The sequence below is a fragment of the Lysobacter sp. DMC97 genome (assembly GCF_056313745.1).
In genome coordinates this window covers 15,889-41,158 of record NZ_JBQUZR010000009.1, presented here as the reverse complement: position 1 = coordinate 41,158, position 25,270 = coordinate 15,889, and the positions used below count along the sequence as shown (strand labels likewise).

The 25,270-nt window shown below is 69.3% G+C and carries 30 protein-coding genes; 26 read left to right on the top strand and 4 right to left on the bottom strand.

Annotated elements, in window-relative coordinates; genetic code table 11:
• Positions 1 to 22: 22 nt before the first annotated feature.
• Entirely contained in the window at positions 23 to 607 is a 585-nt protein-coding gene (locus ACT53Q_RS18235) for a DUF3489 domain-containing protein (protein WP_476188088.1), read from the bottom strand.
• A 177-nt stretch (positions 608 to 784) separates the two neighbouring features.
• Here ACT53Q_RS18235 and ACT53Q_RS18230 point away from each other — a divergent pair, with 177 nt between their 5' ends.
• Positions 785 to 1,336, top strand: coding sequence for an elements of external origin (locus ACT53Q_RS18230; RefSeq protein WP_476188087.1), 552 nt, complete (start codon positions 785 to 787; stop codon positions 1,334 to 1,336).
• On the opposite strand, the gene ACT53Q_RS18225 is transcribed toward ACT53Q_RS18230, so the two are convergent.
• Complete coding sequence (locus ACT53Q_RS18225; protein WP_476188086.1) at positions 1,333 to 1,668, bottom strand: hypothetical protein; 336 nt, start codon at positions 1,666 to 1,668, stop codon at positions 1,333 to 1,335. The two genes, ACT53Q_RS18230 and ACT53Q_RS18225, sit on opposite strands and share 4 nt — an antisense overlap.
• A 100-nt stretch (positions 1,669 to 1,768) precedes the next feature.
• On the opposite strand from ACT53Q_RS18225, the gene ACT53Q_RS18220 reads away from it, so the two are divergent.
• Genes ACT53Q_RS18220 through ACT53Q_RS18180 form a run of 9 tightly spaced genes read left to right on the top strand, consistent with a single transcriptional unit; the run spans position 1,769 to position 9,412 of the window.
• Positions 1,769 to 3,727: a phage terminase large subunit family protein gene (locus tag ACT53Q_RS18220; protein WP_476188085.1), complete on the top strand. Its 1,959-nt coding sequence runs from the start codon at positions 1,769 to 1,771 to the stop codon at positions 3,725 to 3,727.
• Positions 3,728 to 3,737: 10 nt separating this feature from the next.
• Complete coding sequence (locus ACT53Q_RS18215) at positions 3,738 to 3,959, top strand: phage head-tail joining protein (protein WP_476188084.1); 222 nt, start codon at positions 3,738 to 3,740, stop codon at positions 3,957 to 3,959.
• 4 nt (positions 3,960 to 3,963) lie between these two features.
• The gene (locus ACT53Q_RS18210) at positions 3,964 to 5,448 is read left to right on the top strand and encodes a phage portal protein (RefSeq protein WP_476188083.1); all 1,485 of its coding nucleotides are present in this window, start codon (positions 3,964 to 3,966) and stop codon (positions 5,446 to 5,448) included.
• Positions 5,448 to 6,737 carry a S49 family peptidase gene (locus ACT53Q_RS18205; protein ID WP_476188082.1) on the top strand — a complete coding sequence of 430 codons (1,290 nt, stop codon included), beginning with the start codon at positions 5,448 to 5,450 and terminating at the stop codon, positions 6,735 to 6,737. The genes ACT53Q_RS18210 and ACT53Q_RS18205 overlap by 1 nt, the downstream gene beginning before the upstream one ends.
• A 3-nt stretch (positions 6,738 to 6,740) precedes the next feature.
• Entirely contained in the window at positions 6,741 to 7,148 is a 408-nt protein-coding gene (locus ACT53Q_RS18200) for a head decoration protein (protein ID WP_476188081.1), read from the top strand.
• Positions 7,149 to 7,161: 13 nt separating this feature from the next.
• Entirely contained in the window at positions 7,162 to 8,139 is a 978-nt protein-coding gene (locus ACT53Q_RS18195) for a major capsid protein (RefSeq protein WP_476188080.1), read from the top strand.
• A 10-nt stretch (positions 8,140 to 8,149) separates the two neighbouring features.
• Entirely contained in the window at positions 8,150 to 8,674 is a 525-nt protein-coding gene (locus tag ACT53Q_RS18190) for a glycoside hydrolase family 108 protein (RefSeq protein ID WP_476188079.1), read from the top strand.
• Entirely contained in the window at positions 8,671 to 8,976 is a 306-nt protein-coding gene (locus ACT53Q_RS18185) for a head-tail joining protein (protein ID WP_476188078.1), read from the top strand. The genes ACT53Q_RS18190 and ACT53Q_RS18185 overlap by 4 nt, the downstream gene beginning before the upstream one ends.
• Positions 8,969 to 9,412 (top strand): hypothetical protein, encoded by a 444-nt coding sequence (locus ACT53Q_RS18180; RefSeq protein ID WP_476188077.1) that lies wholly within the window; start codon positions 8,969 to 8,971, stop codon positions 9,410 to 9,412. Before ACT53Q_RS18185 ends, ACT53Q_RS18180 begins: the two co-directional genes overlap by 8 nt.
• Here the strand turns inward: ACT53Q_RS18180 and ACT53Q_RS18175 are convergent.
• Positions 9,385 to 10,053: a hypothetical protein gene (locus tag ACT53Q_RS18175; RefSeq protein WP_476188076.1), complete on the bottom strand. Its 669-nt coding sequence runs from the start codon at positions 10,051 to 10,053 to the stop codon at positions 9,385 to 9,387. The genes ACT53Q_RS18180 and ACT53Q_RS18175 overlap by 28 nt on opposite strands.
• A gap of 94 nt (positions 10,054 to 10,147) precedes the next feature.
• On the opposite strand from ACT53Q_RS18175, the gene ACT53Q_RS18170 reads away from it, so the two are divergent.
• On the top strand, positions 10,148 to 10,768 hold the full coding sequence (locus ACT53Q_RS18170; RefSeq protein WP_476188075.1) for a hypothetical protein: 621 nt from the start codon (positions 10,148 to 10,150) through the stop codon (positions 10,766 to 10,768).
• On the opposite strand, the gene ACT53Q_RS18165 is transcribed toward ACT53Q_RS18170, so the two are convergent.
• Positions 10,684 to 11,502 (bottom strand): hypothetical protein, encoded by an 819-nt coding sequence (locus ACT53Q_RS18165; protein WP_476188074.1) that lies wholly within the window; start codon positions 11,500 to 11,502, stop codon positions 10,684 to 10,686. The two genes, ACT53Q_RS18170 and ACT53Q_RS18165, sit on opposite strands and share 85 nt — an antisense overlap.
• Before the next feature lie 191 nt (positions 11,503 to 11,693).
• Here ACT53Q_RS18165 and ACT53Q_RS18160 point away from each other — a divergent pair, with 191 nt between their 5' ends.
• The 15 genes from ACT53Q_RS18160 (at position 11,694) to ACT53Q_RS18090 (ending at position 25,053) form a co-directional block, all read left to right on the top strand.
• Positions 11,694 to 12,029, top strand: coding sequence for a hypothetical protein (locus tag ACT53Q_RS18160; RefSeq protein ID WP_476188073.1), 336 nt, complete (start codon positions 11,694 to 11,696; stop codon positions 12,027 to 12,029).
• On the top strand, positions 12,029 to 12,784 hold the full coding sequence (locus tag ACT53Q_RS18155; protein WP_476188072.1) for a phage tail tube protein: 756 nt from the start codon (positions 12,029 to 12,031) through the stop codon (positions 12,782 to 12,784). Before ACT53Q_RS18160 ends, ACT53Q_RS18155 begins: the two co-directional genes overlap by 1 nt.
• Positions 12,784 to 13,293, top strand: a complete 510-nt coding sequence (locus tag ACT53Q_RS18150) for a DUF6631 family protein (RefSeq protein WP_476188071.1) — start codon at positions 12,784 to 12,786, stop codon at positions 13,291 to 13,293. Before ACT53Q_RS18155 ends, ACT53Q_RS18150 begins: the two co-directional genes overlap by 1 nt.
• Positions 13,290 to 13,424, top strand: a complete 135-nt coding sequence (locus tag ACT53Q_RS18145; protein ID WP_476188070.1) for a hypothetical protein — start codon at positions 13,290 to 13,292, stop codon at positions 13,422 to 13,424. The genes ACT53Q_RS18150 and ACT53Q_RS18145 overlap by 4 nt, the downstream gene beginning before the upstream one ends.
• 10 nt (positions 13,425 to 13,434) lie before the next feature.
• Positions 13,435 to 16,563, top strand: coding sequence for a phage tail length tape measure family protein (locus ACT53Q_RS18140; RefSeq protein WP_476188069.1), 3,129 nt, complete (start codon positions 13,435 to 13,437; stop codon positions 16,561 to 16,563).
• Positions 16,563 to 17,588, top strand: a complete 1,026-nt coding sequence (locus ACT53Q_RS18135) for a hypothetical protein (protein ID WP_476188068.1) — start codon at positions 16,563 to 16,565, stop codon at positions 17,586 to 17,588. Before ACT53Q_RS18140 ends, ACT53Q_RS18135 begins: the two co-directional genes overlap by 1 nt.
• Positions 17,588 to 18,508, top strand: coding sequence for a hypothetical protein (locus ACT53Q_RS18130; RefSeq protein WP_476188067.1), 921 nt, complete (start codon positions 17,588 to 17,590; stop codon positions 18,506 to 18,508). Before ACT53Q_RS18135 ends, ACT53Q_RS18130 begins: the two co-directional genes overlap by 1 nt.
• Positions 18,508 to 20,223, top strand: a complete 1,716-nt coding sequence (locus ACT53Q_RS18125; protein WP_476188066.1) for a hypothetical protein — start codon at positions 18,508 to 18,510, stop codon at positions 20,221 to 20,223. The genes ACT53Q_RS18130 and ACT53Q_RS18125 overlap by 1 nt, the downstream gene beginning before the upstream one ends.
• The gene (locus ACT53Q_RS18120) at positions 20,223 to 21,020 is read left to right on the top strand and encodes a phage BR0599 family protein (RefSeq protein ID WP_476188065.1); all 798 of its coding nucleotides are present in this window, start codon (positions 20,223 to 20,225) and stop codon (positions 21,018 to 21,020) included. Before ACT53Q_RS18125 ends, ACT53Q_RS18120 begins: the two co-directional genes overlap by 1 nt.
• A gap of 81 nt (positions 21,021 to 21,101) precedes the next feature.
• The gene (locus ACT53Q_RS18115; protein WP_295330203.1) at positions 21,102 to 21,329 is read left to right on the top strand and encodes a hypothetical protein; all 228 of its coding nucleotides are present in this window, start codon (positions 21,102 to 21,104) and stop codon (positions 21,327 to 21,329) included.
• The gene (locus ACT53Q_RS18110; protein ID WP_476188064.1) at positions 21,326 to 21,601 is read left to right on the top strand and encodes a hypothetical protein; all 276 of its coding nucleotides are present in this window, start codon (positions 21,326 to 21,328) and stop codon (positions 21,599 to 21,601) included. Before ACT53Q_RS18115 ends, ACT53Q_RS18110 begins: the two co-directional genes overlap by 4 nt.
• Positions 21,591 to 21,830 carry a hypothetical protein gene (locus ACT53Q_RS18105; protein WP_476188063.1) on the top strand — a complete coding sequence of 80 codons (240 nt, stop codon included), beginning with the start codon at positions 21,591 to 21,593 and terminating at the stop codon, positions 21,828 to 21,830. The genes ACT53Q_RS18110 and ACT53Q_RS18105 overlap by 11 nt, the downstream gene beginning before the upstream one ends.
• On the top strand, positions 21,823 to 24,309 hold the full coding sequence (locus ACT53Q_RS18100) for a hypothetical protein (RefSeq protein ID WP_476188062.1): 2,487 nt from the start codon (positions 21,823 to 21,825) through the stop codon (positions 24,307 to 24,309). Before ACT53Q_RS18105 ends, ACT53Q_RS18100 begins: the two co-directional genes overlap by 8 nt.
• Before the next feature lie 137 nt (positions 24,310 to 24,446).
• Positions 24,447 to 24,644 carry a DUF6900 domain-containing protein gene (locus ACT53Q_RS18095; RefSeq protein WP_476188061.1) on the top strand — a complete coding sequence of 66 codons (198 nt, stop codon included), beginning with the start codon at positions 24,447 to 24,449 and terminating at the stop codon, positions 24,642 to 24,644.
• An 88-nt stretch (positions 24,645 to 24,732) separates the two neighbouring features.
• Positions 24,733 to 25,053, top strand: coding sequence for a hypothetical protein (locus ACT53Q_RS18090; RefSeq protein ID WP_476188060.1), 321 nt, complete (start codon positions 24,733 to 24,735; stop codon positions 25,051 to 25,053).
• Positions 25,054 to 25,270 lie beyond the last annotated feature (217 nt).

Below are 25,270 nucleotides of genomic sequence, written 5' to 3'. Positions count from 1 at the left end.
CAGGCTGCGTTGCGCTGCGACATCACGCCGTCGGCGCGCCTTCGACGATGCGGTACACCCGAACACCCCCTTCGGCCTTGTCGGAGGTGATGGTCAGTCCGAGCTTCTTCTTGAAGGCGCCGGCGAAGGTGCCGCGCACCGTGTGCGCCTGCCACTGGGTCGCTTCGCAGACCTGCTGGATCGTGGCGCCTTCGGGTCGCTTGAGCATCGCGATCACCTGCGCCTGCTTGCTGTCCGCGCGAGTGCGCGGTGCGGTGTGCTCGCCGTCGCCGGCTGCGACGTCCTTCTGTCCGGCCTTCGCCATGGGCGCGGCCTTGGGCGCCTTGTTGGTCTTCGTGTCGTCCTGCGCGGGCTTGGTGGCGGAGCGCTGGCCGGGACGCGGGCGGCCCAGCGCATCGTAGCCTTCTGCGGTGACATGCCAGTCGCCTTGGTTGCCGATGATCATCGCGCGCTTGAAGAGTCCTTCGAGGACCTTCTGCCGGGCGCCGCCCTTGATGTTGTCGGGGAACCATTCGACCTTGCCGCCGGTGTGGTCGATGGCGTGGGTCAGCACGGCGGCCTGGGTGTCGTTCAGCGTGATCGGCTTGGCGGTGGTGGCAGTCTTCATTGCGTTGCTCCTGTGTCAGTGATGTTGGATGTGGTTGTCGCGACGTGATGAACGCGCTGTTCCCCACCGAAGCCAAGCGCGATTTCGTGCATCCGCGCCGTGTTAAGCCAACGGACGGAAAGCCGTCGCCTGGCGCGCTGTGCGCGCCGGAAGTCAACGATCCAAACGAACAGACGGATGGGAATTTCGATCCGCGCGTACGCGCGCCATCGCGGGGTCACCGACACCGCGGTCCACAAGGCGATCCGTGCAGGGCGCATCGCGCCGGAGGCCGATGGCACCATCGATCCCGCGAAAGCCGACGCGGAGTGGACGCGCAATTCCGCGTCGGCTCGCAACGGCACGCAGGCGCGCGCACCGCGCGTGGTGGTGCCGGAGGCGGCCGACACGGGGCGCGAGACGGGCCGCGACGCGAGCGCGGCGGCGTTGCCGGCGGGCGGCGCTTCGCTGCTGCAGGCGCGCACCGTCAACGAGGTGGTGAAGGCGCAGACGAACAAGGTCCGCCTCGCGCGCCTGAAGGGCGAACTGGTCGAGCGTTCGCAGGTGGTCGCGCACGTGTTCAAGCTGGCGCGCGACGAGCGCGATGCATGGCTGAACTGGCCGGCGCGCGTATCGGCGCAGATGGCGGCGACGTTGGCGGTCGATCCGCACGCGATGCATCTGGCGCTGGAAGCGGCGGTCCGCGCGCACCTCGCCGAGTTGGGCGAGGTGCGGGTGAAGGTGGATTAGTCCGCGAGCAGCGCGCAGGCCTGCTGGAGCAGGTGGTCGATCATCGCAAGGCGCGCGTGCTGGGCGGGATCGTCGTTGTCCTCGTCGCCGCGCGCTTCGAGGCGGATGTGCATTTCGGCCAGCGAACTCTCGATGCCGTTGAGGCTGTCGAGACTGTCGCCCGCTTGCAGGGCGTCGTCGGGTTCGCCACCGGCCGCGCCGAGCGCCTGCTCGATGCCGCTGACCGCGAAGTTCAGGCCGTTCTGGAACTCCTCGTCGTCGGGATAGGCGTCGTACAGCGACTCGATGCGCTGGCGCAGGAGCAACAGATCGGTGTGCAGGGGATCGTGCATGGCGGTGTCCTCGATGGCTGTCTGGCCGGGGACCGTATGAACGCGCTGTTCGCCACAGAAGCCAAGCGCTTCCGACGCCATCATTCAACTGGATCCAGGCATGCTCGACTACGAAGGCGCGCACGAGATCGAGCGCGCCTGGCACGAGGGTCTGACCCCCGATCCGCTGCTCTCGGTCTCCGAGTGGGCCGACCAGCACCGGATGCTCTCCAGCAAGGCCTCGGCCGAACCCGGCCGCTGGCGCACCGCGCGCACGCCGTACCTGCGCGAGATCATGGATTGCCTCTCGCCGGCCTCGCCGATCGAGCGCGTCGTGTTCATGAAAGGGGCGCAGATCGGGGCGACCGAGAGTGGCGGGTGTTGGATTGGGTATGTGATCCACCACGCGCCCGGCCCGATGATGGCGGTCTGGCCGACCGTGGAGACGGCCAAGCGCGCCTCCAAGCAGCGGATCGATCCGCTGATCGAGGAGTCGCCGGTGTTGGCGGCGTTGATCGCACCGGCGCGTTCGCGCGATGCGGGCAACACCATCCTCGCCAAGGAGTTCCGCGGCGGTGTGCTGGTAATGACCGGCGCGAACAGCGCGGTCGGCCTGCGCTCGATGCCGGTGCGGTATCTGTTCCTCGACGAGGTCGACGGCTATCCGCTCGACGTCGAGGGCGAAGGCGATGCGATCGCGCTGGCGGAGGCGCGCACGCGCACGTTCAGCCGGCGCAAGATTTTCATCGTCTCCACGCCGACCATTGCCGGCGCCAGCAGCATCGAGCGCGAGTACGAGGCGTCGGACCAGCGCCGGTACTTCGTGCCGTGCCCGCACTGCGCGCATGCGCAGTGGTTCAAGTTCGAGCAGTTGCGCTGGGAGCGCGGCCGGCCGGAGACCGTCGCCTATGTCTGCGAAGGTTGCGAGCTGCCGATCGCCGAACACCACAAGACAATGATGCTGGCGCAGGGCCAATGGCGGGCGACGGCACCAGGCAACGGTCGGACCGCCGGGTTCCACCTGTCGTCGCTGTACAGCCCGGTCGGCTGGCGCAGCTGGCGCGAGATTGCCGCGGCGTGGGAGAGCGCGATCGACAAGGTCACGGGTTCCGCGGCGGCGATCAAGACGTTCAAGAACACCGAACTGGGCGAGACCTGGGTCGAGGAGGGCGATGCCCCGGACTGGCAGCACCTGCTGGAGCGGCGCGAGGACTATCGCATCGGCACGGTGCCGCGCGGCGGCCTGCTGCTGGTCGGCGGCGCCGACGTGCAGAAAGACCGCATCGAGGTCTCGGTGTGGGCCTTCGGCCGCGGCAAGACCGCGTGGCTCGTCGAACACCGCGTGCTGATGGGCGACACCGCGCGCGACGCAGTGTGGACTGACTTGCGCGCACTGCTCGGCGAGACCTGGACGCACGCGGGCGGGGCGCAGTTGCCGCTGGCACGTTTCGCCATCGACACCGGCTTCGCGACGCAGGAGGTCTATGCCTTCGTGCGCGCCTGCCGCGACAGCCGGGTGATGGCGGTCAAGGGCGCGGCGCGTGGCGCGGCGCTCGTCGGCACGCCAACGGCGGTGGACGTCACCGTCGCCGGCAAGAAGCTGCGACGCGGCGTGAAGGTCACCACGGTCGCGGTCGGCATCGCCAAGCAGGAGCTGTACCAGCACCTGCGGCTGCACGCCGATGTGGCGGAGGACGGACTGACCCCGGTGTATCCGGCCGGCTACCTCCACCTGCCGAAGATCGACGCCGAGTTCCTGCAGCAGCTGTGCGCCGAGCAGTTGGTCACGCGCCGCAACCGTAACGGCCATGCCGTGCGCGAGTGGCAGAAGCTGCGCGAACGCAACGAGGCGCTCGACTGCTACGTGTACGCACGGACCGCGGCGGCGGCGGCCGGGCTGGATCGTTTCGAGGAACGCCATTGGCGCGAACTGGAACGCTCGCTCGGGCTGCCGCCGCCGGAGGCGCCGCCGCCGATCTCGAACCCGGAACCCGACAAGGCCACCGATCCCGGTGGCCTTGCCACATCTGCACGCCCGAATCGTCGGCGCGTGGTCAAGAGCCGCTGGCTCCACCGCTGAGACCTGCCGCATGGCCTTCACCCCGGAACAACTCGCGGCGCTCGAACGTGCGCTCGCGACAGGCGAGCAACGCGTCACGTTCGGCGATCGCACCGTCGAATACCGCTCCATCGACGAACTGATCGCTGCCATCGGCGTCGTTCGACGCGATCTCGCCGAACAGGCGATCGCGTCCGGAACGGCGCGGCGCCGCCCGCGCCGCGTCGTCGTGAACACCGACAAGGCGACGTGATCGCATGAGCTGGTGGTCGCGGCTGCGCGCACGACTGTTCGGCGCGTCGACCACCTACGACGGCGTCGGCGGCGGGCGTCGCGCCCGCTTCTGGCAGGTCGGCAATCCCGGCGCGGTCGCGGCGCTCGCTTACGCGCAGGACGAACTGCGCGCCAAGAGCCGCGACCTGGTGCGCCGCAACGCCTGGGCCGCGACCGGCGTCGAGGCGTTCGTGGCGAATGCCATCGGGACCGGCATCAAGCCGCAGTCGATGCTGCACGATCTCGCCCAGCGCGAGGCGGTGCAGGCGCTGTGGCGCGACTGGTGCGAGGAGGCCGATGCCGCCGGGCTGACGGATCTGTACGGGCTGCAGGGCCTGGCCTGCCGGGCGATGCTCGAAGGCGGCGAGTGCCTGGTGCGGCTGCGCTACCGCCGGCCGGAGGATCGGCTGTCGGTCGGGCTGCAGCTGCAACTGCTGGAACCGGAGCACCTGCCGACGACGCTGAACCGGGAACTGCCGAATGGCAACGTGATCCGCGCCGGCATCGAGTTTAACGGCATCGGTGTGCGCGTCGCCTACCACCTGTACAAGAGCCATCCCGGCGACGGGATGCTCGCGCCGATGTCCGCGCATGGCGGCCTGGACACCGTACGCGTGCCGGCAGACGAGATCCTGCACCTGTTTCGGCCCTTGCGGCCGGGCCAGATCCGCGGCGAGCCGTGGCTGGCGCGGGCGCTGGTGAAGCTGCACGAACTCGACCAGTACGACGATGCCGAACTGGTGCGCAAGAAGACCGCGGCGATGTTCGCGGGCTTCATCACCCGCGGCGGCCCGGAAGACCCCTTGCTCGGCGAAGGCGAAGCCGACGCGCAGGGTGTCGCGATGGCGAGTCTGGAGCCGGGGACGATGCAGTTCCTGGAGCCGGGCGAGGACGTGAAGTTCTCGCAGCCGGCCGACGTGGGTTCGAGCTACGCCGAGTTCATGCGCCAGCAGTTCCGCGCGGTCGCGGCGGCGATGGGCATCACCTACGAGATGCTCACCGGCGATCTGACGCAGGTGAACTACTCCTCCATCCGCGCCGGTCTGCTCGAGTTCCGCCGTCGCTGCGAGGCGATCCAGCACGGCGTGATCGTCCACCAGCTCTGCCGCCCGCTGTGGCGCGCGTGGATGACGCAGGCGGTGCTCGAAGGCGCGCTGGTGCTGCCCGGCTACGCGCGCGGTGGCGTCGCACGCCGTCGTGGTTACCTCGCGGTGAAGTGGATCGCGCAGGGCTGGCAGTGGGTCGATCCGAAGAAGGAGTTCGACGCGATGATCGCGGCGATCCGCGGCGGCCTGCTGTCGCGCTCGGAGGCGATCTCCAGTTTCGGCTACGACGCCGAGGACATCGACCACGAGATCGCCGCCGACAACGCCCGCGCCGATGCGCTGGGCCTGCGCTTCGACTCCGACCCCCGTCACGAGGGTCGTTCGACCCCGTCCAACACCGCTCCAACTTCCCGGGCGAATTGATGACCTCCCTTGTTCACTTGGCGTCCCGTGTGTACGGGACGCCGCTGCTGATCGCGCGCGCGAAGCTCGACACGCTCCTCGCGGTGCTCGGTCCGCGCATCGGCCTGGCGCCAATCGAGATGAACCTCCCGGCAGTCGCGCCGACGGCTTCCGAGCCCGTGCCAACGATGCCCGGCATCGCGGTGATCCCGATCCACGGCACGCTGGTGCGCCGCGCGCTCGGACTCGATGCGATGTCGGGCCTCACGTCCTACGCGCGCATCGCAGCGGACCTCGACGCGGCGCTCGCCAGTCCGGACGTCGCCGGCATCCTGCTCGATATCGACTCGCCCGGCGGTGAGGCCGGCGGCGTGTTCGAGCTGGCCGACCAGATACGTGCGGCGACAACGATCAAACCTGTGTGGGCGCATGCCGGCGACAGCGCGTTCTCCGCGGCCTACGCCCTTGCATCCGCCGCGCAGCGCGTGACCCTCGCCCAGACCGGTGGCGTCGGTTCCATCGGCGTGATCGCGCTGCACATCGACCAGTCGGTGCGCAACGCGCAGAACGGCCTGAGCGTGACCGCGCTGTATGCCGGGGCGCACAAGAACGACGCCACCCCGCACGCGCCGCTGACGCCGCAGGCGACCGATGCGCTGCAAACCGAGATCGACCGCCTCTACGCCCTATTCGTCGACCACGTCGCCGCGATGCGCGGCCTCGACGCCGCCGCCGTGCGTGCGACCGAGGCGGCGCTGTTCTTCGGCGCGGACGCGGTGACGGCCGGGCTGGCCGACGCGGTCGCGCCGTTCGACACCGTGCTCGCCGATTTCGCTACCTCGCTTCGCGACGGGCGTCCGCCCGGTTCCCCAACACCGCTCGCTTCGCCGATGCGGCTTGCACTTCCAACGACTACGGAGATTTCGATGACCGTTCCCACCGAGGCTGCGCCCGCGCAGCCGACGCCCGCTGTCGCGCCCGCGACGACCGAACCGGCCGCGGTGCCGACGGTCTCCGTCGTCCCAGCCGTGTCCACCGCACCACCGTCCGCCGACGCGCACAGCGAGGCCGTCGCCATCGCCGAACTGTGCCTGCTCGCCGGCTGCCCCGAACGCACCGGCGAGTTCCTCGCGGCACGCATGAGCGTCGCCCAGGTGCGCCAGGTGCTGCTGCAGGCCCGCGCCGACCAGGTCGAGATCGCCTCGCACCACCTCGCCGACGCGGCACCGGTCACCGCAGCGACCACCGCGAATCCTGTCCTCGACGCCGTGCGCAAGCGCATCGCCGCCACCCACCCGCAGGGAGCCTGAGCCATGGCCGTCCTCCAGGAACCGAACACCCTCGGCGATCTGCTCAAGTACGAGGCGCCGAACCTGTACTCGCGCGATGAAGTCGTCGTCGGCGCGGGCCAGACGCTCGCGCTCGGCGCCGTCGTCGGTCGCGTCACCGCCACCCGCGAGATCGTCGCCCTCGATCCGGCCGCCAGCGATGGTCGCGAGGCCGTGGCCGGCGTGTTGATCGAAGCGGTCACCACCCCGGCGACCGAACGTCGCCGCAGCGTGATCGTCGCGCGTCACGCCATCGTCTTCGGCGGCGCGCTGGTGCTACCCGCCTCCCTCACGACCGAACAGACCGCCGCCGCCCTCGCGCAGCTGGCGGCGCTCGGCGTCCTCGTCCGCCAGTTCCCGCAGAGCCCGACCCATGTTGAATCCCTTCAGTAACCCCGCGTTCTCGATGGCCGCGCTCACCGCCGCCATCAACCTGATCCCGAACCGCTACGGCCGGCTGCAGGAACTCGACCTGTTCCCCGAGAAGCCGGTACGCCAGAACCAGATCCTGGTCGAGGAGCGGACCGGTGTCTTGACGTTACTGCCCACGAAACCGCTTGGCGCACCGGGCACGCTGGCGGCGCGCAGCAAGCGCCGCATGCGCTCGTTCGTCGTGCCGCATATCCCGCATGACGACGTCGTGCTACCCAACGAAGTGCAGGGGTTGCGTGCCTTCGGCTCGGAGACCGAGCTCGAATCGATCGCCGCGGTGATCGCCGAGAAGCTGGAGACCATGCGCAACAAGCATGCGATCACGCTCGAGCACCTGCGTATGGGAGCGCTCAAGGGCCAGATCCTCGATGCCGACGGCAGCGTGCTTTACGACCTGTTCGAGGAGTTCCGCATCGCCCAGCAGCACGTCGTGTTCCAGATCGACAACGCGGGCAATGGCACCGATGTGAAGCAGAAGTGCATCGAGACACTCGCGCTGATCGAGGAGGGCCTGCTCGGCGAGTTCATGACCGGCGCGCGAGTGTTGTGCTCGCAGGAGTTCTTCGCCGCACTCACCTCGCACAAGGACGTCAAGACCGCCTACGCGCAGTGGCAGCAGGGCGCGGTGTTGATCAACGATGTGCGTAAGGGCTTCAGCTTCGGTGGCCTGGTGTTCGAGGAGTATCGCGGCAAGGCCTCCGACCTCGACGGCAACGTGCGTCGCTTCATCGCCCCGGGCGAGGCGCATGCCTTCCCGGTCGGCACCGTCAACAGCTTCGCGACCTACAACGCCCCGGCGGACTTCAACGAGACGGTCAACACGCTCGGCCAGCCGGTCTACGCCAAGCAGGAGCCGCGCAAGTTCGAGCGCGGCACCGACCTGCATACCCAATCGAACCCGCTGCCGCTGTGCCTGCGCCCCAGCGTGCTGGTCAAGCTCTCGATCAACTGAGGAATCCCCCATGACCACGCACGATGGGCTGGCGGCGTTGCCGCCGGCCGGGGATCGCTTTGCCCGCGCGATCGACCGGGTGCTCGTCCACGAGGGCGGCGATGCCGACGATCATCGCGATCCGGGCGGTCGCACACGCTGGGGGATCAGCCAGCGCACCTATCCGACCCTCGACATCCGCCGGCTCACGCGGGCGGAAGCGATCGCGCTGTACCGGCGGGATTTTTGGGGGGCGTTGCAGGGCGATGCCTTGCCGCCTGCGCTCGCGTTCCAGGCACTCGATGCCGCGGTGAACCACGGTGTCGGGCGCACGGTGCGCTGGCTGCAGCGGCTGGCGGGCGTGCGGATCGACGGGCAACTCGGGCCGGTGACGCTGGCGGCCTTGCGTGCGGCGGACCAGGCATCGCTGATCGACCGCCTGCTCGCGTTGCGGCTCGACCTCTACGCCGAGCACGACCGCTTCGCGGTGTTCGGCCGCGGCTGGACACGCCGGATCGCCGCCAACCTGCGCTTCGCGGCCCGGGACCTGGCGTGACGACGCGGCTCGATCCGGCGTTCGCCGCCGCGCACGATGCCTTGTTCGCAGTGTTCGGCGAGCCGGCCATCGTGCGCCGGGGACGTCGGCCGACGGTGCCCGTGAGGGTGGTGATCACCTACAACGTGGCCGAACTGGGCGACTACAGCCAGGGCCTGGTGCGGGTCACCACCGTGAAGTTCCGCAACGCCGAGTGGCGGCCGCGTGCGGGCGATGTCCTGCACGTGCCTGGCGTTCGACATCGGATCGAACGCATCGTGGTCGACGACGGCTTCGTCACCGAAGCAGTGCTCCATGGCTGAAGCGCCGATCCCGTGGGCGATCCTCGAACTGGTGCAGGCGCGCCTGCGCACCGTACGTCGTGCGAACGACTACCGCACCGATGCTGGTCGCGACGTGCGCCTGGAGCCAGCGCCGTTCGATCCGAACGACGCTCCGCGCCTGACGCTGTATCCGCTGACCTCGGTCTTTCCTGACGATGCACGCGCCTCCGGCGAGCGCGGGTTCACCTTCGTCGTCGAGGCGCTGGTGCCGGTCAAACTCGACAACGCGCAGCAGCGCATCGTCGAGACCATCGCCGACATCGAGGATGCGCTGGACGGCTACGCGCAGGCGCCGCTCGCGCTGCCGCTGCAGTTCCAGGAGTCGGTGCTGCTCGACCGCCCCGATGGCATCGCCGCGATGGCCGCGCAAGTGTTGTTCGGAACGCGTTACCGGCGAATCGGAAGGACGACCTGATCGGATGATGTTGTGTTGGCGGCATCTTCATTCCGATGCTGGGCGGGGATCGCAACGATCAGGAAGTACATGCCGGCCAGTGATAGCGCAACGGTCAGCACGGGAACGATCCACTGTTTCCCGCGCGCGCCGGGCCAGTCGGCACGTGGATCCAGCAGTGCCGGCAACAGGTAGGCGATGACGACGTACAGGACGAGTACCACCAGGAGCAGGGCCAGTGCCAGTCCGTTACCGCCGCCCGTCCTGATGTAGTGCGTGGTCGATGTGAGCGCGATGCCGATCGAGATGCAGATCATCGGCGAGGCGACCTGGAGCAGTCGCAGCCGGACATGGTCGTAGAGGCCAAGAAGTGCCGACCGCAGCGGAGCCACGGATCGCATCAACCCGACCAACCCTCCCATCAGCATGCAGCCGAGCATCTGGAAGGCAAGCGCGTTGAATGAGATGTAGTCGCCGAGCAAATCGTCGGAGAACCTGGCGCCCGGGATATTCGCGCCGAGAATCCTGAACTCGGACAAATGCAGCAGACCGATCAGCACGCCCGTGAACCCAAAAAAAAGGGCGTCCTTGCCGAGTTCTGATCGGAGTTGCCGGAGCTGATCAGCAAGCATTGTGTTGGCGGTTTGGTCTTGCGTGCGCATCGGGTCGTCTCGGGATGAGGGATGACCATCTTGTACCGGATTCAAATCCGCCGAAGCGGATAAGTCCTCCGTTTTTGACCTCACTTTTCCCCTCATGACCATGACCTCCACGCAGGCCGGTGGCGGCGCGATCGCGCTGCACGCCGATCTCGACGGCCTGCTGTCCGCGTCCCGCAACCTGAGCGTCCTGTCCTCCCGCCTGCCGACCCTGCACACGCGCGCGCTCGGCACGCTGCGCCGACGCCTGCCCGTGCAGGCGCGACGCGATATCCAGGCCGAGTACCAGATCGGCGCGCGACGTCTGGCGCAGGACCTGGACGCACGCGCCACCGACGACGGCGTGCGACTGGTCGGTCGCTTCCGCGGCATCGGCTTGCGCAATTTCGCCGCACGTCAGACGACGCGCGGCGTCACCGCCGCGATCTTCCGCGGCAAACGCAGCCTGCGCGAGCACGCCTTTCTCGGCGTCGGCGTGAATCGCAAGGCGCAGGTGTTCCGCCGCGAAGGTCCCAAACGCCAGATGCAGCAGGGGCGGTATGCCGGCAAGCAACGCCAACCCGTCGTCGCCGAGTACGGCGCCACCGCCGCGCAAATGCTCGCCAAGGGCCGCCGCCCCGAGCGCCTAGTCGACTATGCGCGCGGTGTGTTGTCCTCTGAGCTGGGTCGACTATCGCGACTGTCCGTGTCAGAGATGAGTGCTCGCGCATCACGATAGCGTCGTCTTTCGATTGCAATCCGAGTGCGATCTATCCATGCCTTCGCAAGGCGAAGTGAATTGTGCACCGCAGCCCATCCTTGGATTGCCTTGCCGTTCGATGCCGCCTCCGGACCTATCGAAACCAACGTCGGATAGCACTCGACGAATTCCGGAACTCGCCACATGGCGATTCCCGTATCCAGGAACAGATAAGCAAGAAACGCAAGCGAGGAACCGAGAGCGATGCGCACGATGACAATTGGCGAGTTCGGCAAGCCATCGGTGATTCCAAGCAGTATGGCCGAGGCATAGCTGAGGACGACATACGCGATCAACCGAGGCATAGCGTTGACTCTGGCTCTCGGGCGCGTTGCGAGGCGAGGCTCGACCGTGAGCGTGCCTGCGGCGGGGTCATGACCGAAAAAGCGCCTGACATCCCCGAGCATCAGCAGGCATTGCGACGGGGAAGGCAGTTCGCGGATTCGGCGAATCACTTGCGCAGGAATCCATACGCCGAATCCATGGCGCACGACCGTCTCCAACGCAAGCGCGTCGGATTCCTTCCCACACAACGCTTGGTACGTCTCAAGGAACTCTCTCCGGCGACCATGCCGCGCCACTGACAACGCGAACGAACCTCTGATTGCTGCGAGCACGAGCAATAGGACCAGGACGGCAACCGAGGTTGCCACCGGGCCGGCGGCTAGTTGCTCCAACAGGTGGCTAAGGCTGCCTGCGAGTTCGCTTTCCATGGTTTTCCCTTGTCTGGTTGGATGCGTCCGATGTTGTAGCGCGCCATCGAAGCGACGCAAGAGCCAAAAAATCACCGTTTTGGCGTCGCGTTGCTCGGCTTCTTCCCATTCCTTTCATCCCCATGCTCCCGCGCCTGCTGCCTCGAGTGGCGGCGACAGGTGGGCATGCCTATCCCCCAGCCCCCCTCCTCATGAAGACCATCCGCCTGTACCACCCGCACACCCACGAAGGCATCGCCTACGACCCGCCGCCCGAAGGCATCGAACTCACCGTCAACGACGCCGATGCCGCCGTGCTCGAGGCATGGGGCCTGACCACGCCGCCGCCTGCGCTCGTCGACGCATCCAGTCCGCCCACCGCTGACGCGCCGGTCGCCGACGCGGCGGTGACCGATGCAACTCCGCCGCAGAGACCTGTGGCGAACGCCACCGATCGCGCGCTCGCCCCGCGCCATGACCGCCGCGTGCGCGTCGCGATCCCCCTCGACGACAGCGTCGATGCCGGCACTTCCACGAGGACCGCCTGATGCAGGACTTCAGCTTCCAGGGCAAGCTCTATCTCGGCACCCGCCTGCCCGGCGGCCGGCCCGGCGCGCTGCGCTGGGTCGGCGATGCCCCCAAGTGCGACCTGACCCTCAAGACCGAGACCGAGACCCGCAAGGAATCGTACTCGGGCAATCGCCTGACCTCCGCCGTGCTGCAGAAGGGCAAGGAGGCCGAACTCACCGTCGCGATCAACTGGGCCGACATCGACAACCTGCTGCTCGGCCTGTACGCGAGCAAGGCGACGATCGCTGCCGGCACGGTGACCGGCGAGGCGTTCCCGCCCGGCTTGGCTGCGAACGATGTGATCGCGCTCGATCACACCACCATCAGCCAATTCGTCCTCACCGACGGCAATGCCGCACCCGCGACGCTGGTTGCGAACACCCACTACCGTATCGAGAGCGTGCGCGCGGGCCTGATCAAGCTGCTGAACCTCGCGACGTTCACCCAACCGCTGCGCGCGGCCTACCGCTATGGCGCGCGCACCAGCGTGGCGATGCTCACCACCTCGGCGCCCGAACGCTTCCTGTATCTGGACGGCACCAACTCAATCGACAACGCGCCGGTGCAGGTGCGCCTGTACCGGGTGCAGTTCAATCCGGTGAGCAACCTCGGCCTGATCCACGAGTCGTTCGGCCAGTTCGAGCTGACCGCCTCGGTGCTGTTCGACGCCGAAGCGGCGGCTGACCCGCTGCTCGGCGGCTTCGGCCGGCTCGATCTGCCGGAGGTGGTCTGATGGCCACGCAACTTCCCGCCCCGCCGGCCTCCGAAGCCTCCTCGACTGCGGACGATCTCGCGATCCTGCACCCGGACCGCACGCTGGTCGTCGGTGGTCGCTCGATCGTGATCCGCGAGTACGGCTTCTTCGAGGGACTGGACGTCGCCGACCGCGCGTCGGCGTTCATCGCCGACCTGATCGCCGCCACCGACGACGGTCGCCTGCGCTACGCGCAGGTCCGCCGCCTGTTCGGCCGCCACCGCGCGGTGGTTCCCCAGGTCGCGGCGCAGGCCGCCGATGTCACCGTCGACTGGCTGCTCGCGCTGCCAGAGGACGAACAGGAACTGTTCATGGCGACGTGGTTCGCGGTCAACGCCGCTTTTTTCGTGCGCGAGGTGCTGGCGGAACTGCGCGAGGCACAGCTGCTCGCGGCCGGCGCCTCGGCTGGAGCGATCTCTTCGCCCGACTCGCCGCCGCCGGATACGGCACGCCCGATCAGTGCGGGCGACGCACCGAGCGCCAGTTGATCGCCGCCTTCGAGGCCGTGGAGCGCGGCGAACGCCACCGTCGCGCGGACTTCATCGAAGACGTCGCGACCGCCGTGTGGGGCGGAGAGGCCGCCGAGGCGCGCGTGAAGTCCCTGCGCGGCCGTCCGTGAACCGGGTGCCATGAACCAGGATTTCGTCCTCAACCTCAAGGTCCGCGGCGATTCCGCGCAGGCCGAGACCAGTCTCGGCCGATTGCAGGACGCGCTGGTCCAGGTCGACCGCGCGCTCGGCCGGGTGCGCGCTGCCGGCCGCGCGGTGACCGTCGATGCGCAGGCCGGGCCCGCGCTCGCTGCGCAGCGGGCCATCACCGCCGAGGTCGAGCGGCGCACGCGCCTGGAGGCCGACGCCGCGGCCCGCAACGCCGCCGCGCTGCGCCAGCAGGCGACCGAGCAGGCGCGCATCGCCGAGCGGCGCGCCGCCTCCACCGCCGTGTTCAGCGCGGCGAGCCCGGAACAGCTGCGTACGCCCGCCGATCGCACTGAAGCGCTGGGGCGCTCGCAGGCGCTGCAGCGCGACGCCGCACTGCGGATGCTGGAGATCAACCGCCGCGCCGATGCCCTCGAAGCGCGGCTGGCGACCACCCGCACGGGTCTGGCCACCGCGACGATCACCGCCGCGCGCGCGACCGACACCGGCCGGCGCGCCACCGAGCAGTACACCGTTTCCATCGGCCAGACCCGGCAGGCGATGCGCCAGCTGCCGGCGCAGATCACCGACATCGTCACGTCCCTGGCCGGTGGCCAGAAACCGTGGCTGGTCGCGATCCAGCAGGGCGGGCAGCTGAAGGACAGCTTCGGCGGCGTGGTGCCCGCGGTCCGCGCGCTGCTCGGCGCGATCGGTCCGATGGTGGTGGGCCTCGGACTCGTGGCCGCGGTGGTCGGCAGCGTCGCGGTCGCGACGATCTCCAGCTACCGGGAGACGCAGGCCTACGAGCACGCGCTGGTCGCCACCGGCAACGCCGCCGGCACCACCGCCGACCAACTGCGCGTGGTGAAGGACCGCGTCGGCGCGGCCACCGGCGAGTACGGCGACGCCGAAGCCGCCCTGACTGCCTTGGCGGCATCCGGCCAGGTCGCGGGCGACAGCCTGGAGGCCGCCGCGAGCGCGGCGGTCGACCTGGCGGAGCTGACCGGACAGTCCGTCGAGCAGACCACGCAGCAGATCGTCGCGCTCGCCAAGGCGCCGACGGAAGAACTGGCACGCCTGAGCCAGGCCTACGGCGGCGTGACGGTCGAGGTCTACCAGCACGTCCGCGCGCTGGAGGCGCAGGGCAGGGCGCACGATGCCGCGAAGCTCGCCATCGAGCGTTTCTCGCAGGTCGAGGCGCAGCGCATGCAGGAGGCCTACGCCCGGGCAGGCTCGCTCGAACGCGCGTGGATCAACCTCGGCAAGGTCATCGGCGGCGTCTGGAACACGATCCGCAACATCGGTCGCGACGATGCCGCGTTCCGGCTGGCGAAGACCACGGACGAACTGGCCCGCATCGGCAACGAGTGGCGCCAGCTCGGTGGCCTGAACTCGCTCGACGCGGTGCTCGCCAGCGGTGATGTCGACGCCGCGACGAAGCAGCGCATTCGTGCCCTGCGGCAGGAACAGGCGACCCTGCAGCGCGAGGCCAACGCCGGGCAGGCGAAGGCCGATGCGCAAGCCGCGGTGCAGGCGCAACAGCGCAACGCGATCGCGGCGCTGGGCCGCGCGCAGGAAGCGCTGGGGCAGGACCGCTCTGTACGGAAGGCCCAGCAGCTGCGCGCATTGGAGCGCGACATCGCGGCGCTGCGTGCAGGCGGCGTGACGTCGGTCGAAGGCCTGAGCGTCGATGCCTACGAGCGCAAGCGCCGCGCATCGATCGAGGAACACAACAAGCCGCCGCGCACGCCCGCCCCCAAAAGGACCGAGACCGAACGCCAGACCGACGCGGCGCAGCGGACGCTGGAACGGCTGCGCGAGGAGGCGGCGGCGCTGAAGGACGTGGAGGCGGGCGAGACCCGCGCGTCCGAAGCCGCGAAGCTGCGCTATGAGACCACGCTCGGTACGCTGGCGAAGATCCCGGTCGCGCTCAAGGCGCAGCTGATCGCCGAGGCCGAAGCGCTCGACCGTCAGCACGCCGCGATCGATGCGGCCAAGGCGCACAAGGCGGAGGTGGAGAAGACCACGCGTGCCTATGCCGAGTTGCAGGAGAAATTGCACCCCAAGGCCGAGCGTCCCTTCGACGAGGCGGTCAAGCAGGTCGCCATCCTCGACGCCGCTCTCAAGGATGGCCTCGCCACGCAGGCACGGTACGACGATCTGCTGGGCCGCGCCTTCGACGCCGCGTTCAAGACGCCGACGCTGCCCGCCGTCGTCCAGCGCAATGCCGCGGGCGACCTGGGCGAACTGGGGCAGGTCGACCGCGCCCGCGCGCAGCTGGAGGCCTGGTACCAGGAACAGCAGCAGTTGCTGACGGACTTCCGGGCGCAGAAGATCGGGACGCTGGCGCAGTGGGATGCCAAGGAACTGCAACTGCAGCAACAGCACCAGCAGGCGCTCGTGCAGCTGCAGTCGGCGCAGACCAGCCTGCTCCTGGACACCGCGTCCGCGACCTTCGGCCAGCTGGCCGACATCGCGAGGTCCTTCGGCGGCGAGCAGAGCGCGATCTACCGCGGGCTGTTCGCCCTGTCGAAAGCATTCGCCATCGCCCAGGCCGCGCTCGCGCTCGCCCACAACGTCGCCGAGGCCAGCAAGCACGGTTTCCCCGAGAACATTCCCTTCATCGCCGGCGCGATTGCGCAGGGCGCGACCATCGCCGGGCTGATCGCACAGGCGACCTTCCATGGCGGGGGCGGCTACGCCACCGGCGGCCACGTCCGTGGCCCGGGCACCGCCACCAGCGACAGCATCCCGGCGTGGCTGTCGGATTTCGAGTTCGTGACCCGCGCCGCCGTCGTGCGCCAGCCCGGCGCGCTGGCGTTCCTCGAAGACTTCAATGCGCGCGGCATGCCGGCGCTGGACGCCTGGCATGCGCGTCGCTTCGCGGGCGCGACACCACCGCCGGTGTCGCTGCCGCACGCCCCGCGGATGAAGTTCGCCGAAGGCGGCCTTGCCCGCGCGGCGGCGGGCCTGAACCCGCAACTCAACCTGCGCCTGGTCAATGCGATCAACACCGACGCGCTCGCCGAGTCGATGGCGCAGAGCCGCGGCCTGGAGCAGACCATCCTCAACGTCATCGACCGCAACGGCAGCTTCCTGCGCCAGCGGATCGGAGGTTCCTGATGGCCTACGCCATCGACACCGTGACCAAGGGCGCTGGCCCGGACGCCCACCTGCAAATGCTCGAGGTCCTGCGCGCGCTCGCCGAAGCCGCCGGCTGGACGACGCTGCGCTTCGACACGGCCATCCCCGAGCACGAACTGATCCTGCGCTCGACCGGCACCACCGGCGAGGAGCAGATCACCGTCGGCTTCAAGGCGTACCAGGATGTCGCCGCCGACCATTACAACCTGCTCGCCGCGACCATGACCGGCTACGTGCCGGCGACACCGTTCGAGGTGCAGCCGGGCATCCTGACCAGCGGCGTCCCCTGCCACCACCAGGCGGTCAGCTACTTCCTCACCGCCAACCCACGCCGCATCACCGGCGCGATGAAGCTGGGTTCGCCGATCTACGTGCACCTGTACGTCGGCAAGGCGCTGCCCTACGCCCGGCCTGGCGAGTATCCCGCGCCGCTGGTCGTCGCCGGCCACTTCAACGGTCGCGAGGCCAGGCGCTACAGCGACCTGCACTGGTTCCCTTACAAGGGCGTGCGCGGCAGCAGCGACGCCGGCTACGACGACGGCCACCTGTTCCTGCGCGACCAGGCCGGTGCCTGGCGCAAGGTGCAGATCGCGCCTTTCGGCAACGGCGCCGGCGACGTCGTCACCGCCTACGCGCTGGCCGGCGAATCCGGTGGCGCGGCCGGTGCGGGCACCCGCTGCCTCGTCCCAGCGGGGGCCCTGCACCAGCCGCAGCCGCTGGAACTGTACGACATGCGGCTCGGCGCCTACGACTTCGACAGTCGCAGCCATGCCAGCAGCGGCAACGTCTACGGCGCACTCGACGGCGTGAGCTTCGTCTCCGGGTTCGACAACGCCTCGGAGAACGTGCTGCAACTCGACGGCGGCGTGCTCGTCGACCAGACCGGCATGACCGTGCGCCAGGCGGTCGATGCGATCCGTGCGGTGAACGGCCGCGCGTTCGTGGTGCTGCAGGACGGCGCGCGTACCGGCTGGCGCGATTACGTCGCGGTGGAGATGACGTGATGGCGATCGTCACCGGGCAGGTCACCAGCTTCACGGCGCTCAAGGCGACGATCGAGGCCACGCTCGCCGCCCGCGGCTGGACGCTGGTCGACGGCATCCTCAGCCGCGGCACCGCCTTCGTGCAGCTCACTGCCAGCGCGGAAGCGCTGGTCCTCGCCGTCGGCACCGGACAGGCCGGCGCGGCGCTCACCGGCGCCTGCCCGCAGGCCGTGAAACTGCTGTCCTTCGCCAACGCGCCCATCCAGTGGCCCGCCGTGTATGCGCTGCACGTGTTCGACGCGCCCGACGAGGTCTACTGCGTGCTGCGCTACAACGTCGACCGCCACCAGCATCTCAACTGGGGGCGGTCGTCCATGCCGCAGATCGACGGCACCGGGCTGTGGTGCTCGGGTTCGTTCCGCGGCGATGTCGATGGCAGTGGCGCGAACGTCAGGGTATTCATCGACACCGGCACCGGTAGCCAGCTCGGGGCGACGCCCTACGACGGCCCGGGGCTCGGCTATTTCTTCGCCGGCCTCGCCGGGACGTACCCTTCCTCGTTCATCCACTGCGGACTCGAAGGCGCGCCCATCTGGCGCACGACCTATGGCGGCGCGCCCGGCGACCTGCTCGGCGTCTCGCACAAGGCCGGCCTGCTGCATGCGCTGCCCTCGCAGTTCAACCAGGCGACCGTGCTGCTGCCGATCGACGTGCTCCTGGCACGGCAGGCGCAAGGCCAGACCATCGTCGCGACGATGGCACACGCGCGCTACTGCCGGCTCGACTTCCTCGACCTCGCCGAACCACTCGTCTACGGTACCGAGCGCTGGATCCCGTATCCGCTGCATGCGGTCCACCCGGTGCAGCGCAACGGCGCCGGCTGGCCGGTCGGCGCGCAGCACAGCGGCACCTTCGGCGTCGCGCTGCGGGAGCCGTCGTGATGGCCGGGTTGATCGGGATCGCGCCGATGCCGCGGCTGGCCGGCGCAACCAACCCCGCGCTCGCGCCCGAACTGGCCGCGCTCGCCGACGTGCGCTTCGTGCCAGCGGCGCATGCGCGCGCATCGCTCGCAGCCTGGGCCGGCGCGTGGCGTGCACCGGACGCCCTGCGCTGGCCGGCGACCGGACGCCTCGCGCACCGCTTCGTCGAGGACTACTACGACCGCATCCACGTCCTGCCCACGGCGCTGTCGCTGGGCAACGTCGTCTCCGAACTGACCCGCGAGATCGTGGTCTGGAACGCCTGGCGCACGGTCCCGCAGCCCCTGACCGCGCTGCGCCTGGACGGCGATGCCGGCAGCACGCTGACGGCGCCAAGCGCCTTGCCGCTGCCATTGCGCCCGTTGCAGGAGCGGGTGCTGACCCTCACCGTTGGGCTCGACGGGCCGCCGGTACTCGAGGCGACCGCGACACTCGCGTTCGCCAGCGGCGCGATCTGGTCGATCCGGATCGACGGCCTGCGCCTGCAGGCATGGACGTTGCCGCCGAACTGGTCCGAACCGCTCACCGAGACGCTCGCCTGGCTGACCGACGTCCAGGTCGCGGTCGCCGGCACCGTCACCCGCACGCCGCTGCGCGAGGCGCCGCGGCGGTCGTGGGAGTTCGCGGTCCTCGCCGACCGGAACGAGCGGCGCCGCATCGAACATGCGCTGTTCGATTGGACCGCACGGGTGTGGGCGCTGCCGGTGTTCGTCGACACGCTGTGGCTCGGCACGTTCGTGCCGCTTGGCGCAATGCAGATCGTGTTCGACACCTCGGGCCTGGACTTCGTCGTCGGCGGTCTTGCGATGCTGTGGCGCGATGTGGCGATCTGTGAGCTGGCGGAAGTCGCGCAGATCGCACGTGACCACATCGTGTTGCGTGCGCCGACGCGCCGCGCGTGGCCGGTCGGCACGCGCCTGATCCCGTGTCGCACCGCGCGCCTGACCGATGCGCCGGAACTGCGCCGGCTGAGCGATCGGTTGGTCTCCGCACAGTTGCGCTTCGAGTCGACAGAGCCCAGCGATTGGCCGGCCGCGCTACCGGCGATGCGCTATCGCGGTGTCCCGGTGCTGGAACACCGCGGCGACGAAAGCACCGATCCGGTCGCGAGCATCGCCCGGCGGGTGGATCTGCTCGACGGCGAGGTCGGGCGTACGCACGCCGACGATGGCTCGGGACTGGCGTGGACGACGCAGTCGCACGCGTGGCGACTGGTCGGCCGCGCCGAGCGCGCTGCCCACCGCAGCCTGCTGTACGGGCTGCAAGGACGCGCCGAGGCGCTGTGGCTGCCGACCTGGACGGACGATCTTGAAGTGATCGAGACCATCGGAGAGAGCGCGGTGACCCTCATCGTCGCCGCCTGCGGGATCAGCCGCAGCCTGCGTCAGCAGGCGGGCCGTCGCCACCTCCGCATCGAACTGGTCGACGGCACGGTGTTCTACCGTGCCATCGAGGCCTCTTCCGAACTCCCGCTCGCCAACGGCGAGATCGGCGAGCAGCTGAGGATCGACACTGCGTTGGGCGTCGTCGTTCGACCTGAACGGGTCCGGCTCGTCTGCTGGATGGCGCTGGTCACGCTTGCGGGCGATGCGGTCGAACTCCACCACCACGCCGACAGCGACGGCCTGCTCGACTGCGCCGTAAGTTTCGCCGGCATCCCGGCGGAGGAGCCGTGATGGGACTGCTCTCGCGCGAGATCGAGTTGTACGACTTCTCGATCGGCATCCAGCACTGGCGCTACACCGATGCCGGACGCGAGGCACTCGTCGAAGGCCAGCGGTATGCCCCGGTTGCGCTCACCCGCGGACGCATCGCGCAGTCGGCGGAGGAAGCGAAGAACACGCTGGAGATTTCCGCACCGCTCGACCTGCCGCTGCTGAACCTGTTCCGGCCGGTGCCGCCGGGCCTGCGCCTGCGGCTGGACCTCAAGCGGGTGCGGGTGCGCGATGGCCTCGTGCGCCTGGGCTGGACCGGCTTTGTGGCCGACCTCGACGAGACCCACAGCATCGCGAAACTGCGTTGCGCCTCGCTCGCCGCCGCAGTCGAGACCCTCGGCCTGCGCCGCAGTTGGCAGTCGAACTGCCCGCTGGTGCTCTACAGCCAAGGGCCGGGCCTGTGCAATGCCGATCCGGACGCGCATGCGGTGCCGGCGATACTCAGCGACGCGACCGGCTACACCGTCGCATCGGCCGCATTCGATGCGTTCGACGACGGCCACTTCGACGGTGGCGTCCTGCAGTGGACGTCCGCGCTCGGCATCGAGCGCCGATTCGTCGTGACCCACATCGGCGCGACGCTGCGCCTGCTCACCCCGTCCGCGCTCGCGTCCGGCGCGCAGGTCATCGCCTTGCCCGGCTGTGATCGCACGCTGGGGCCGCGCGGCTGCGCCAAGTTCGCCAACACCCTCAACTACGGCGGCCAGCCGACCCTCAAAGGGATGCGCAATCCCTTCGGCAGCGACCCGGTCTTCTGAATCCCCCTTCCGGCGCACCACCCGGCGCATGCGCGCCGGGTGGCGGCTGCGCGCACGCCTGTCCACAGGAACACGTCCGTCATGTGGCTCTACGTCTTCACCCTCGTCCTCTCCGTCGTCCTGAGCATCGCGATGCGGCCCCGGCCGCAGTCGCAGAAGCCGCCCGCGCTCGCGGATTTTTCGGTCCCGACCGCCGAGGAAGGCCGTGAGGCCATGGTGATCTTCGGCGAGGTGTGGGTCGACGATCCCAACGTCCTCGCCTACGGCGACCTGCGCACCACGCCGATCAAGGCCAAGGGTGGCAAGTGACCATTCCGTTGAACGACATCCCGTCGAACCGCGAACTGCGCATCCACCTGCGCCACGTGCGCGCCGTCGATCTGGCGGCCGGGCCGCTGTGCACGCCGAGTATCCGCACCTGGTGCCGCCGCCACGACATCGACCTGCGCGTCCTGTGCGCCGAGGGCATCGTCATCGACGATCACCCGCACTTGCACGACGATCCCTTCGTGGCGCGCGCCATCGCGATCGCGCGTGCCGAAGCGGCACTGGGCGCGCGGGAGACGTCCGATGCGACGTGACCTCGTGTATCGCGGTTGGACCGTGCTGGCCTGCACGACATCGATCGTGTCCGGACTGGCGTTGTGGAGCGCGGGCGAGCGCCTGCTCGGCGGGTGCGGTTTCGCCACCGGTGTCTTCCACGCGCTGTGGGCGATCGACCTGCGTGCACGGGTGCGTGGCCGCTGGCAGCGGCGTCCGATCGTGATTCCGCGCCTGCACCGTTCCCCGGAGCGCACGCGGCGTGGGTAAGTCCAGCAAGCCGACCATCGGCTACCGCCACTACATGTACCTGTACATGGGCGAGTCGATCGGTCCGAACGACTACCTCGCTGGCATCCAGGTCGGCGGCCAGTCGGTGTTCGAGGGCGAACGGCCCGGCAGCGGCACGCTGGCGATCAACCTGCCCGAACTGTTCGGCGGCGACAAGAAGGAAGGCGGGCTCGTCGGCACGCTGCAGATCCGCATGGGCGAGCCGGACCAGCAGCCGGTGCCCTACCTGCAGCAGCAGGTGCCGGGGCCGTGGCCGGCCGCGCGCGGCCTGTGCACCACGCTGTACCGCGGGATGGTCGGGGCGATGAACCCCTACCTGAAGCTCTGGGCCAAGCGCTGGGGGCGCTTCGTCGAGGGCTGGTCGACGCCGGTGTGGCAGCCGCAGCTTGCGCGCATCGGCCGCGGCATGAACGCCGCGCACATCCACTACCAGTGCCTGACCGACACGGTGTGGGGTGTCGGCCTGGATCCCGCGCTGATCGATGAGGACAGCTTCCTGCGCGCGGCCGAGCGGTTACACGATGAGCAGTTCGGCCTGTGCCTGGGCTGGCGGCGCGGCGACTCGATCGGCAGCTTCCTGCAGCAGGTCAACAACCACGTCGGCGGGCTGTGGGCGTTCGATCCCATGCTCGGCAAGTTCGTGTACCGGCTGTTCCGACCGGACTACGAGGTCGCGACGCTCCCCCTGCTGGACGAAACCAGCGTGACCGCGCTGGAGAGCTGGCAGACGCCGCTGCTCGATGGGTCGGTGAACGAGGTGACGGTCCTTGGCCGCGACTGCGTGACCAACCTCGAACTGGCGGCCACCTTCCAGAACATGGCGAACGTGCAGGCGCAGGGGCGCGTGGTCGCTGATCGACGCACACTGCCGGGCCTGTGGAACCGCAACCTGTGCGAGCGCGTGGCCGCGCGCGAGACCGCCGCCGCCAGCAGCCTGTTGCAGCGGATCAAGCTCACCGTCGACCGCCGCTGGTGGGGCGTGAAGCGCGGCGACGTACTCGCGCTGTCGTGGCGGCGCAAGGGCGTGCAGCGCATGCCGGTGCGGGTGCTGGAGGTGGACGAGGGCACGCGCACCGCTGGTGCGCTGGCGCTGGTGCTGCTGCAGGACATCGATGGCATGGCGGCGACCACGTACCTGCAACCCGTGATCGGGCCGTGGACGCCGCCGGACACCCGGCCGCTGCCGCTACCGGCACAGCGGCTGGTCGAGGCCACGTACCGGGATCTCGCCGGCAGCTTGCGTCCGGCCGATCTCACCCTCGTCGAGGATGACGCCGGCTTTGTGGTCGCGCTGGGTGCGCGACCGAACGGGCCGGCCTACGGTTACGCGCTGCTCACGCGCACGGCCGGCGGCACGTTCGCGGAAGTCGCGGGTGGCGACTTCTCCGCGACCGCCACCCTCGCGGGCGCGCTGGGGCTGACCGATACGGTCGCGACGCTGGCGGACATGCGCGACCTGGACCTGGTCGCCGTCGGCAGCGAAGCGCTGGTCGACGAGGAACTGGTTCGGATCGATGCGATCGATCCCATCGCCGGCACGCTCACCCTCGCGCGCGGCTGCGTCGACACGGTGCCGACGCCCCACGCCGAGGGCACGCGGATCTGGTGTGCGGACACTTACGTCGGTGCCGATCCGACCGAGCACCTCGCTGGCGAAACCATCGAAGCCAAGCTGCTCACCCGCACGCAGCAGGGCACGCTCGACGCCGCGCTCGCGCCGATCGCGCAGGTGCGCCTGGACAGCCGGCAGGCACGGCCGTATCCGCCGGGCCGGCTGCGGATCAACGGCAGCGCCGCGCCGCAGGCGAGTTTTGCGCGCTTGGCGATCGCGTGGGCGCACCGCGACCGCGTGCTGCAGGGCGACCGCCTGATCGAGCACGAGGCCGGCGGCGTCGGGCCTGAGCCGGGCACGACCACCACCGTGCGCGTCGTCCATGCGCTTGGCAACGCCGTGCTGTACGAGGCCACCGACATCGCCGTTACGAGTCACAGCGTCGATGTGCTGCTCGCCAGCGACGCGGCGCTCCGCATCGAAGTCCGCAGCCAGCGCGGCGTGCTCGCAAGTCGCCAGACGCACGTCCGCACGCTTCAGTGCGAGTGCGGCGAGAAGCTGGCGAACGCCGACTTCGACACGCAGGCGGCGTGGACGCTCGGCACCGGCTGGTCCATCGCCGGTAGCGCCGCGAGCAAGGCCGCCGGTACCGCCTCCGATCTCGCGCAGCCGTTCGCGTTCGTCGACGGCGCCCTGTACCGCGTCGAACTCGTGCTCTCCCAGGTCGGCGCCGGCAGCGTGCGCATCGTGCTGGCTGGCACCACGCCCGCGCTGGGCGAGGCGCGTGCCGCCAGCGGCAGCTTCGTCGAGGAGTTCACGGCGAACGCGCACAACGCGCTGCGCATCGCTGCCGACGCCGCGTTCTCCGGCCGCATTGAGCGCGTCAGCCTGCGCCGGTTGGCGTAGTCCGGGCACGACGTCGACGCGGTGCGAGATGCCTGCAAGGCGGTGTCCCGATGTCATGGCGCGACATCGGGAACCGCTTGGCTTTGATGGCGCACAGCGCGTTCATGCAGCACCTCCACACCATCAGCCCACAAGACATGAAACACCTCGACATACTCCTGACCCGCATCGCACAGCAGCACCTGCGGATTGAAACGCTGGAATCCCGTCATCGCGACTGCTGGGACTTCCACGAAGTCTCGGTGCTGGAACTGCGGGATGCGCTGGAAGCGACCTACCGCGCCGGCATCGAGCAGGGACGCAAGGGCGCGAAGGCCAAGGCCTCTGACGGCTGAACAAGGACATCGGACGCCGGCCCCGATGGGCTTGGCTTCCCTCGGGCACAGCGCGTTCATGCCCACCCCGACACGGACATCGACCCGCATGAAAACCACCTCCTCCCGCAAACCCAAACGCGTCAAGGAATTCTTCATCGCCTCCCTGCTGGTGCGCATCCCCGGCAAACGTGGCCGGCATGCATGGCGCCGCGAACTGCTGCGTGCCAAGACGCCGCAGGCGCTGATGCGCCACATCGACGGCCGCAAGCACATCGCCTACGCAAGCAACGGCATCGACGTCATCCGCATCGAACTCATCGACGCCGGCCGCACGCTGCTCGCTCCCATCGCGGAGGGTGCCGAGGCTGAGCCGCTGGGCGACCTGCTCGCGCGCATCGCCGCCAGTCCCGCCGGCATGGTCTGGTGATCGAGGAGAGCGGTAGAGCCCGCATGCCTTCGGGCACAAAGACGCCGTCCATCGTTCCATCGTGCAGGAACCTCATGCCATCGATATCGATGCCATGGCGGTGTTCGGAGACGTCGCTGGCCGAACAGGGCGGATGATCGCGACGGCGGCATGGATGCTGTCCGCGGTCTGTCTACGCCCGAACATCGAAGCCAGCATGCTTCCCTTCTCTCGGGAA

What these genes read in the sequence shown, in the direction of transcription:
- ACT53Q_RS18235 (WP_476188088.1), bottom strand. Translation starts at nt 607, where the DNA reads ATGAAGACTGCCACCACCGCCAAGCCGATCACGCTGAACGACACCCAG.
- ACT53Q_RS18230 (WP_476188087.1), top strand. Translation starts at nt 785, where the DNA reads ATGGGAATTTCGATCCGCGCGTACGCGCGCCATCGCGGGGTCACCGAC.
- ACT53Q_RS18225 (WP_476188086.1), bottom strand. Translation starts at nt 1,668, where the DNA reads ATGCACGATCCCCTGCACACCGATCTGTTGCTCCTGCGCCAGCGCATC.
- ACT53Q_RS18220 (WP_476188085.1), top strand. Translation starts at nt 1,769, where the DNA reads ATGCTCGACTACGAAGGCGCGCACGAGATCGAGCGCGCCTGGCACGAG.
- ACT53Q_RS18215 (WP_476188084.1), top strand. Translation starts at nt 3,738, where the DNA reads ATGGCCTTCACCCCGGAACAACTCGCGGCGCTCGAACGTGCGCTCGCG.
- ACT53Q_RS18210 (WP_476188083.1), top strand. Translation starts at nt 3,964, where the DNA reads ATGAGCTGGTGGTCGCGGCTGCGCGCACGACTGTTCGGCGCGTCGACC.
- ACT53Q_RS18205 (WP_476188082.1), top strand. Translation starts at nt 5,448, where the DNA reads ATGACCTCCCTTGTTCACTTGGCGTCCCGTGTGTACGGGACGCCGCTG.
- ACT53Q_RS18200 (WP_476188081.1), top strand. Translation starts at nt 6,741, where the DNA reads ATGGCCGTCCTCCAGGAACCGAACACCCTCGGCGATCTGCTCAAGTAC.
- ACT53Q_RS18195 (WP_476188080.1), top strand. Translation starts at nt 7,162, where the DNA reads ATGGCCGCGCTCACCGCCGCCATCAACCTGATCCCGAACCGCTACGGC.
- ACT53Q_RS18190 (WP_476188079.1), top strand. Translation starts at nt 8,150, where the DNA reads ATGACCACGCACGATGGGCTGGCGGCGTTGCCGCCGGCCGGGGATCGC.
- ACT53Q_RS18180 (WP_476188077.1), top strand. Translation starts at nt 8,969, where the DNA reads ATGGCTGAAGCGCCGATCCCGTGGGCGATCCTCGAACTGGTGCAGGCG.
- ACT53Q_RS18175 (WP_476188076.1), bottom strand. Translation starts at nt 10,053, where the DNA reads ATGCGCACGCAAGACCAAACCGCCAACACAATGCTTGCTGATCAGCTC.
- ACT53Q_RS18170 (WP_476188075.1), top strand. Translation starts at nt 10,148, where the DNA reads ATGACCATGACCTCCACGCAGGCCGGTGGCGGCGCGATCGCGCTGCAC.
- ACT53Q_RS18165 (WP_476188074.1), bottom strand. Translation starts at nt 11,502, where the DNA reads ATGGAAAGCGAACTCGCAGGCAGCCTTAGCCACCTGTTGGAGCAACTA.
- ACT53Q_RS18160 (WP_476188073.1), top strand. Translation starts at nt 11,694, where the DNA reads ATGAAGACCATCCGCCTGTACCACCCGCACACCCACGAAGGCATCGCC.
- ACT53Q_RS18155 (WP_476188072.1), top strand. Translation starts at nt 12,029, where the DNA reads ATGCAGGACTTCAGCTTCCAGGGCAAGCTCTATCTCGGCACCCGCCTG.
- ACT53Q_RS18150 (WP_476188071.1), top strand. Translation starts at nt 12,784, where the DNA reads ATGGCCACGCAACTTCCCGCCCCGCCGGCCTCCGAAGCCTCCTCGACT.
- ACT53Q_RS18140 (WP_476188069.1), top strand. Translation starts at nt 13,435, where the DNA reads ATGAACCAGGATTTCGTCCTCAACCTCAAGGTCCGCGGCGATTCCGCG.
- ACT53Q_RS18135 (WP_476188068.1), top strand. Translation starts at nt 16,563, where the DNA reads ATGGCCTACGCCATCGACACCGTGACCAAGGGCGCTGGCCCGGACGCC.
- ACT53Q_RS18130 (WP_476188067.1), top strand. Translation starts at nt 17,588, where the DNA reads ATGGCGATCGTCACCGGGCAGGTCACCAGCTTCACGGCGCTCAAGGCG.
- ACT53Q_RS18125 (WP_476188066.1), top strand. Translation starts at nt 18,508, where the DNA reads ATGGCCGGGTTGATCGGGATCGCGCCGATGCCGCGGCTGGCCGGCGCA.
- ACT53Q_RS18120 (WP_476188065.1), top strand. Translation starts at nt 20,223, where the DNA reads ATGGGACTGCTCTCGCGCGAGATCGAGTTGTACGACTTCTCGATCGGC.
- ACT53Q_RS18115 (WP_295330203.1), top strand. Translation starts at nt 21,102, where the DNA reads ATGTGGCTCTACGTCTTCACCCTCGTCCTCTCCGTCGTCCTGAGCATC.
- ACT53Q_RS18105 (WP_476188063.1), top strand. Translation starts at nt 21,591, where the DNA reads ATGCGACGTGACCTCGTGTATCGCGGTTGGACCGTGCTGGCCTGCACG.
- ACT53Q_RS18095 (WP_476188061.1), top strand. Translation starts at nt 24,447, where the DNA reads ATGAAACACCTCGACATACTCCTGACCCGCATCGCACAGCAGCACCTG.
- ACT53Q_RS18090 (WP_476188060.1), top strand. Translation starts at nt 24,733, where the DNA reads ATGAAAACCACCTCCTCCCGCAAACCCAAACGCGTCAAGGAATTCTTC.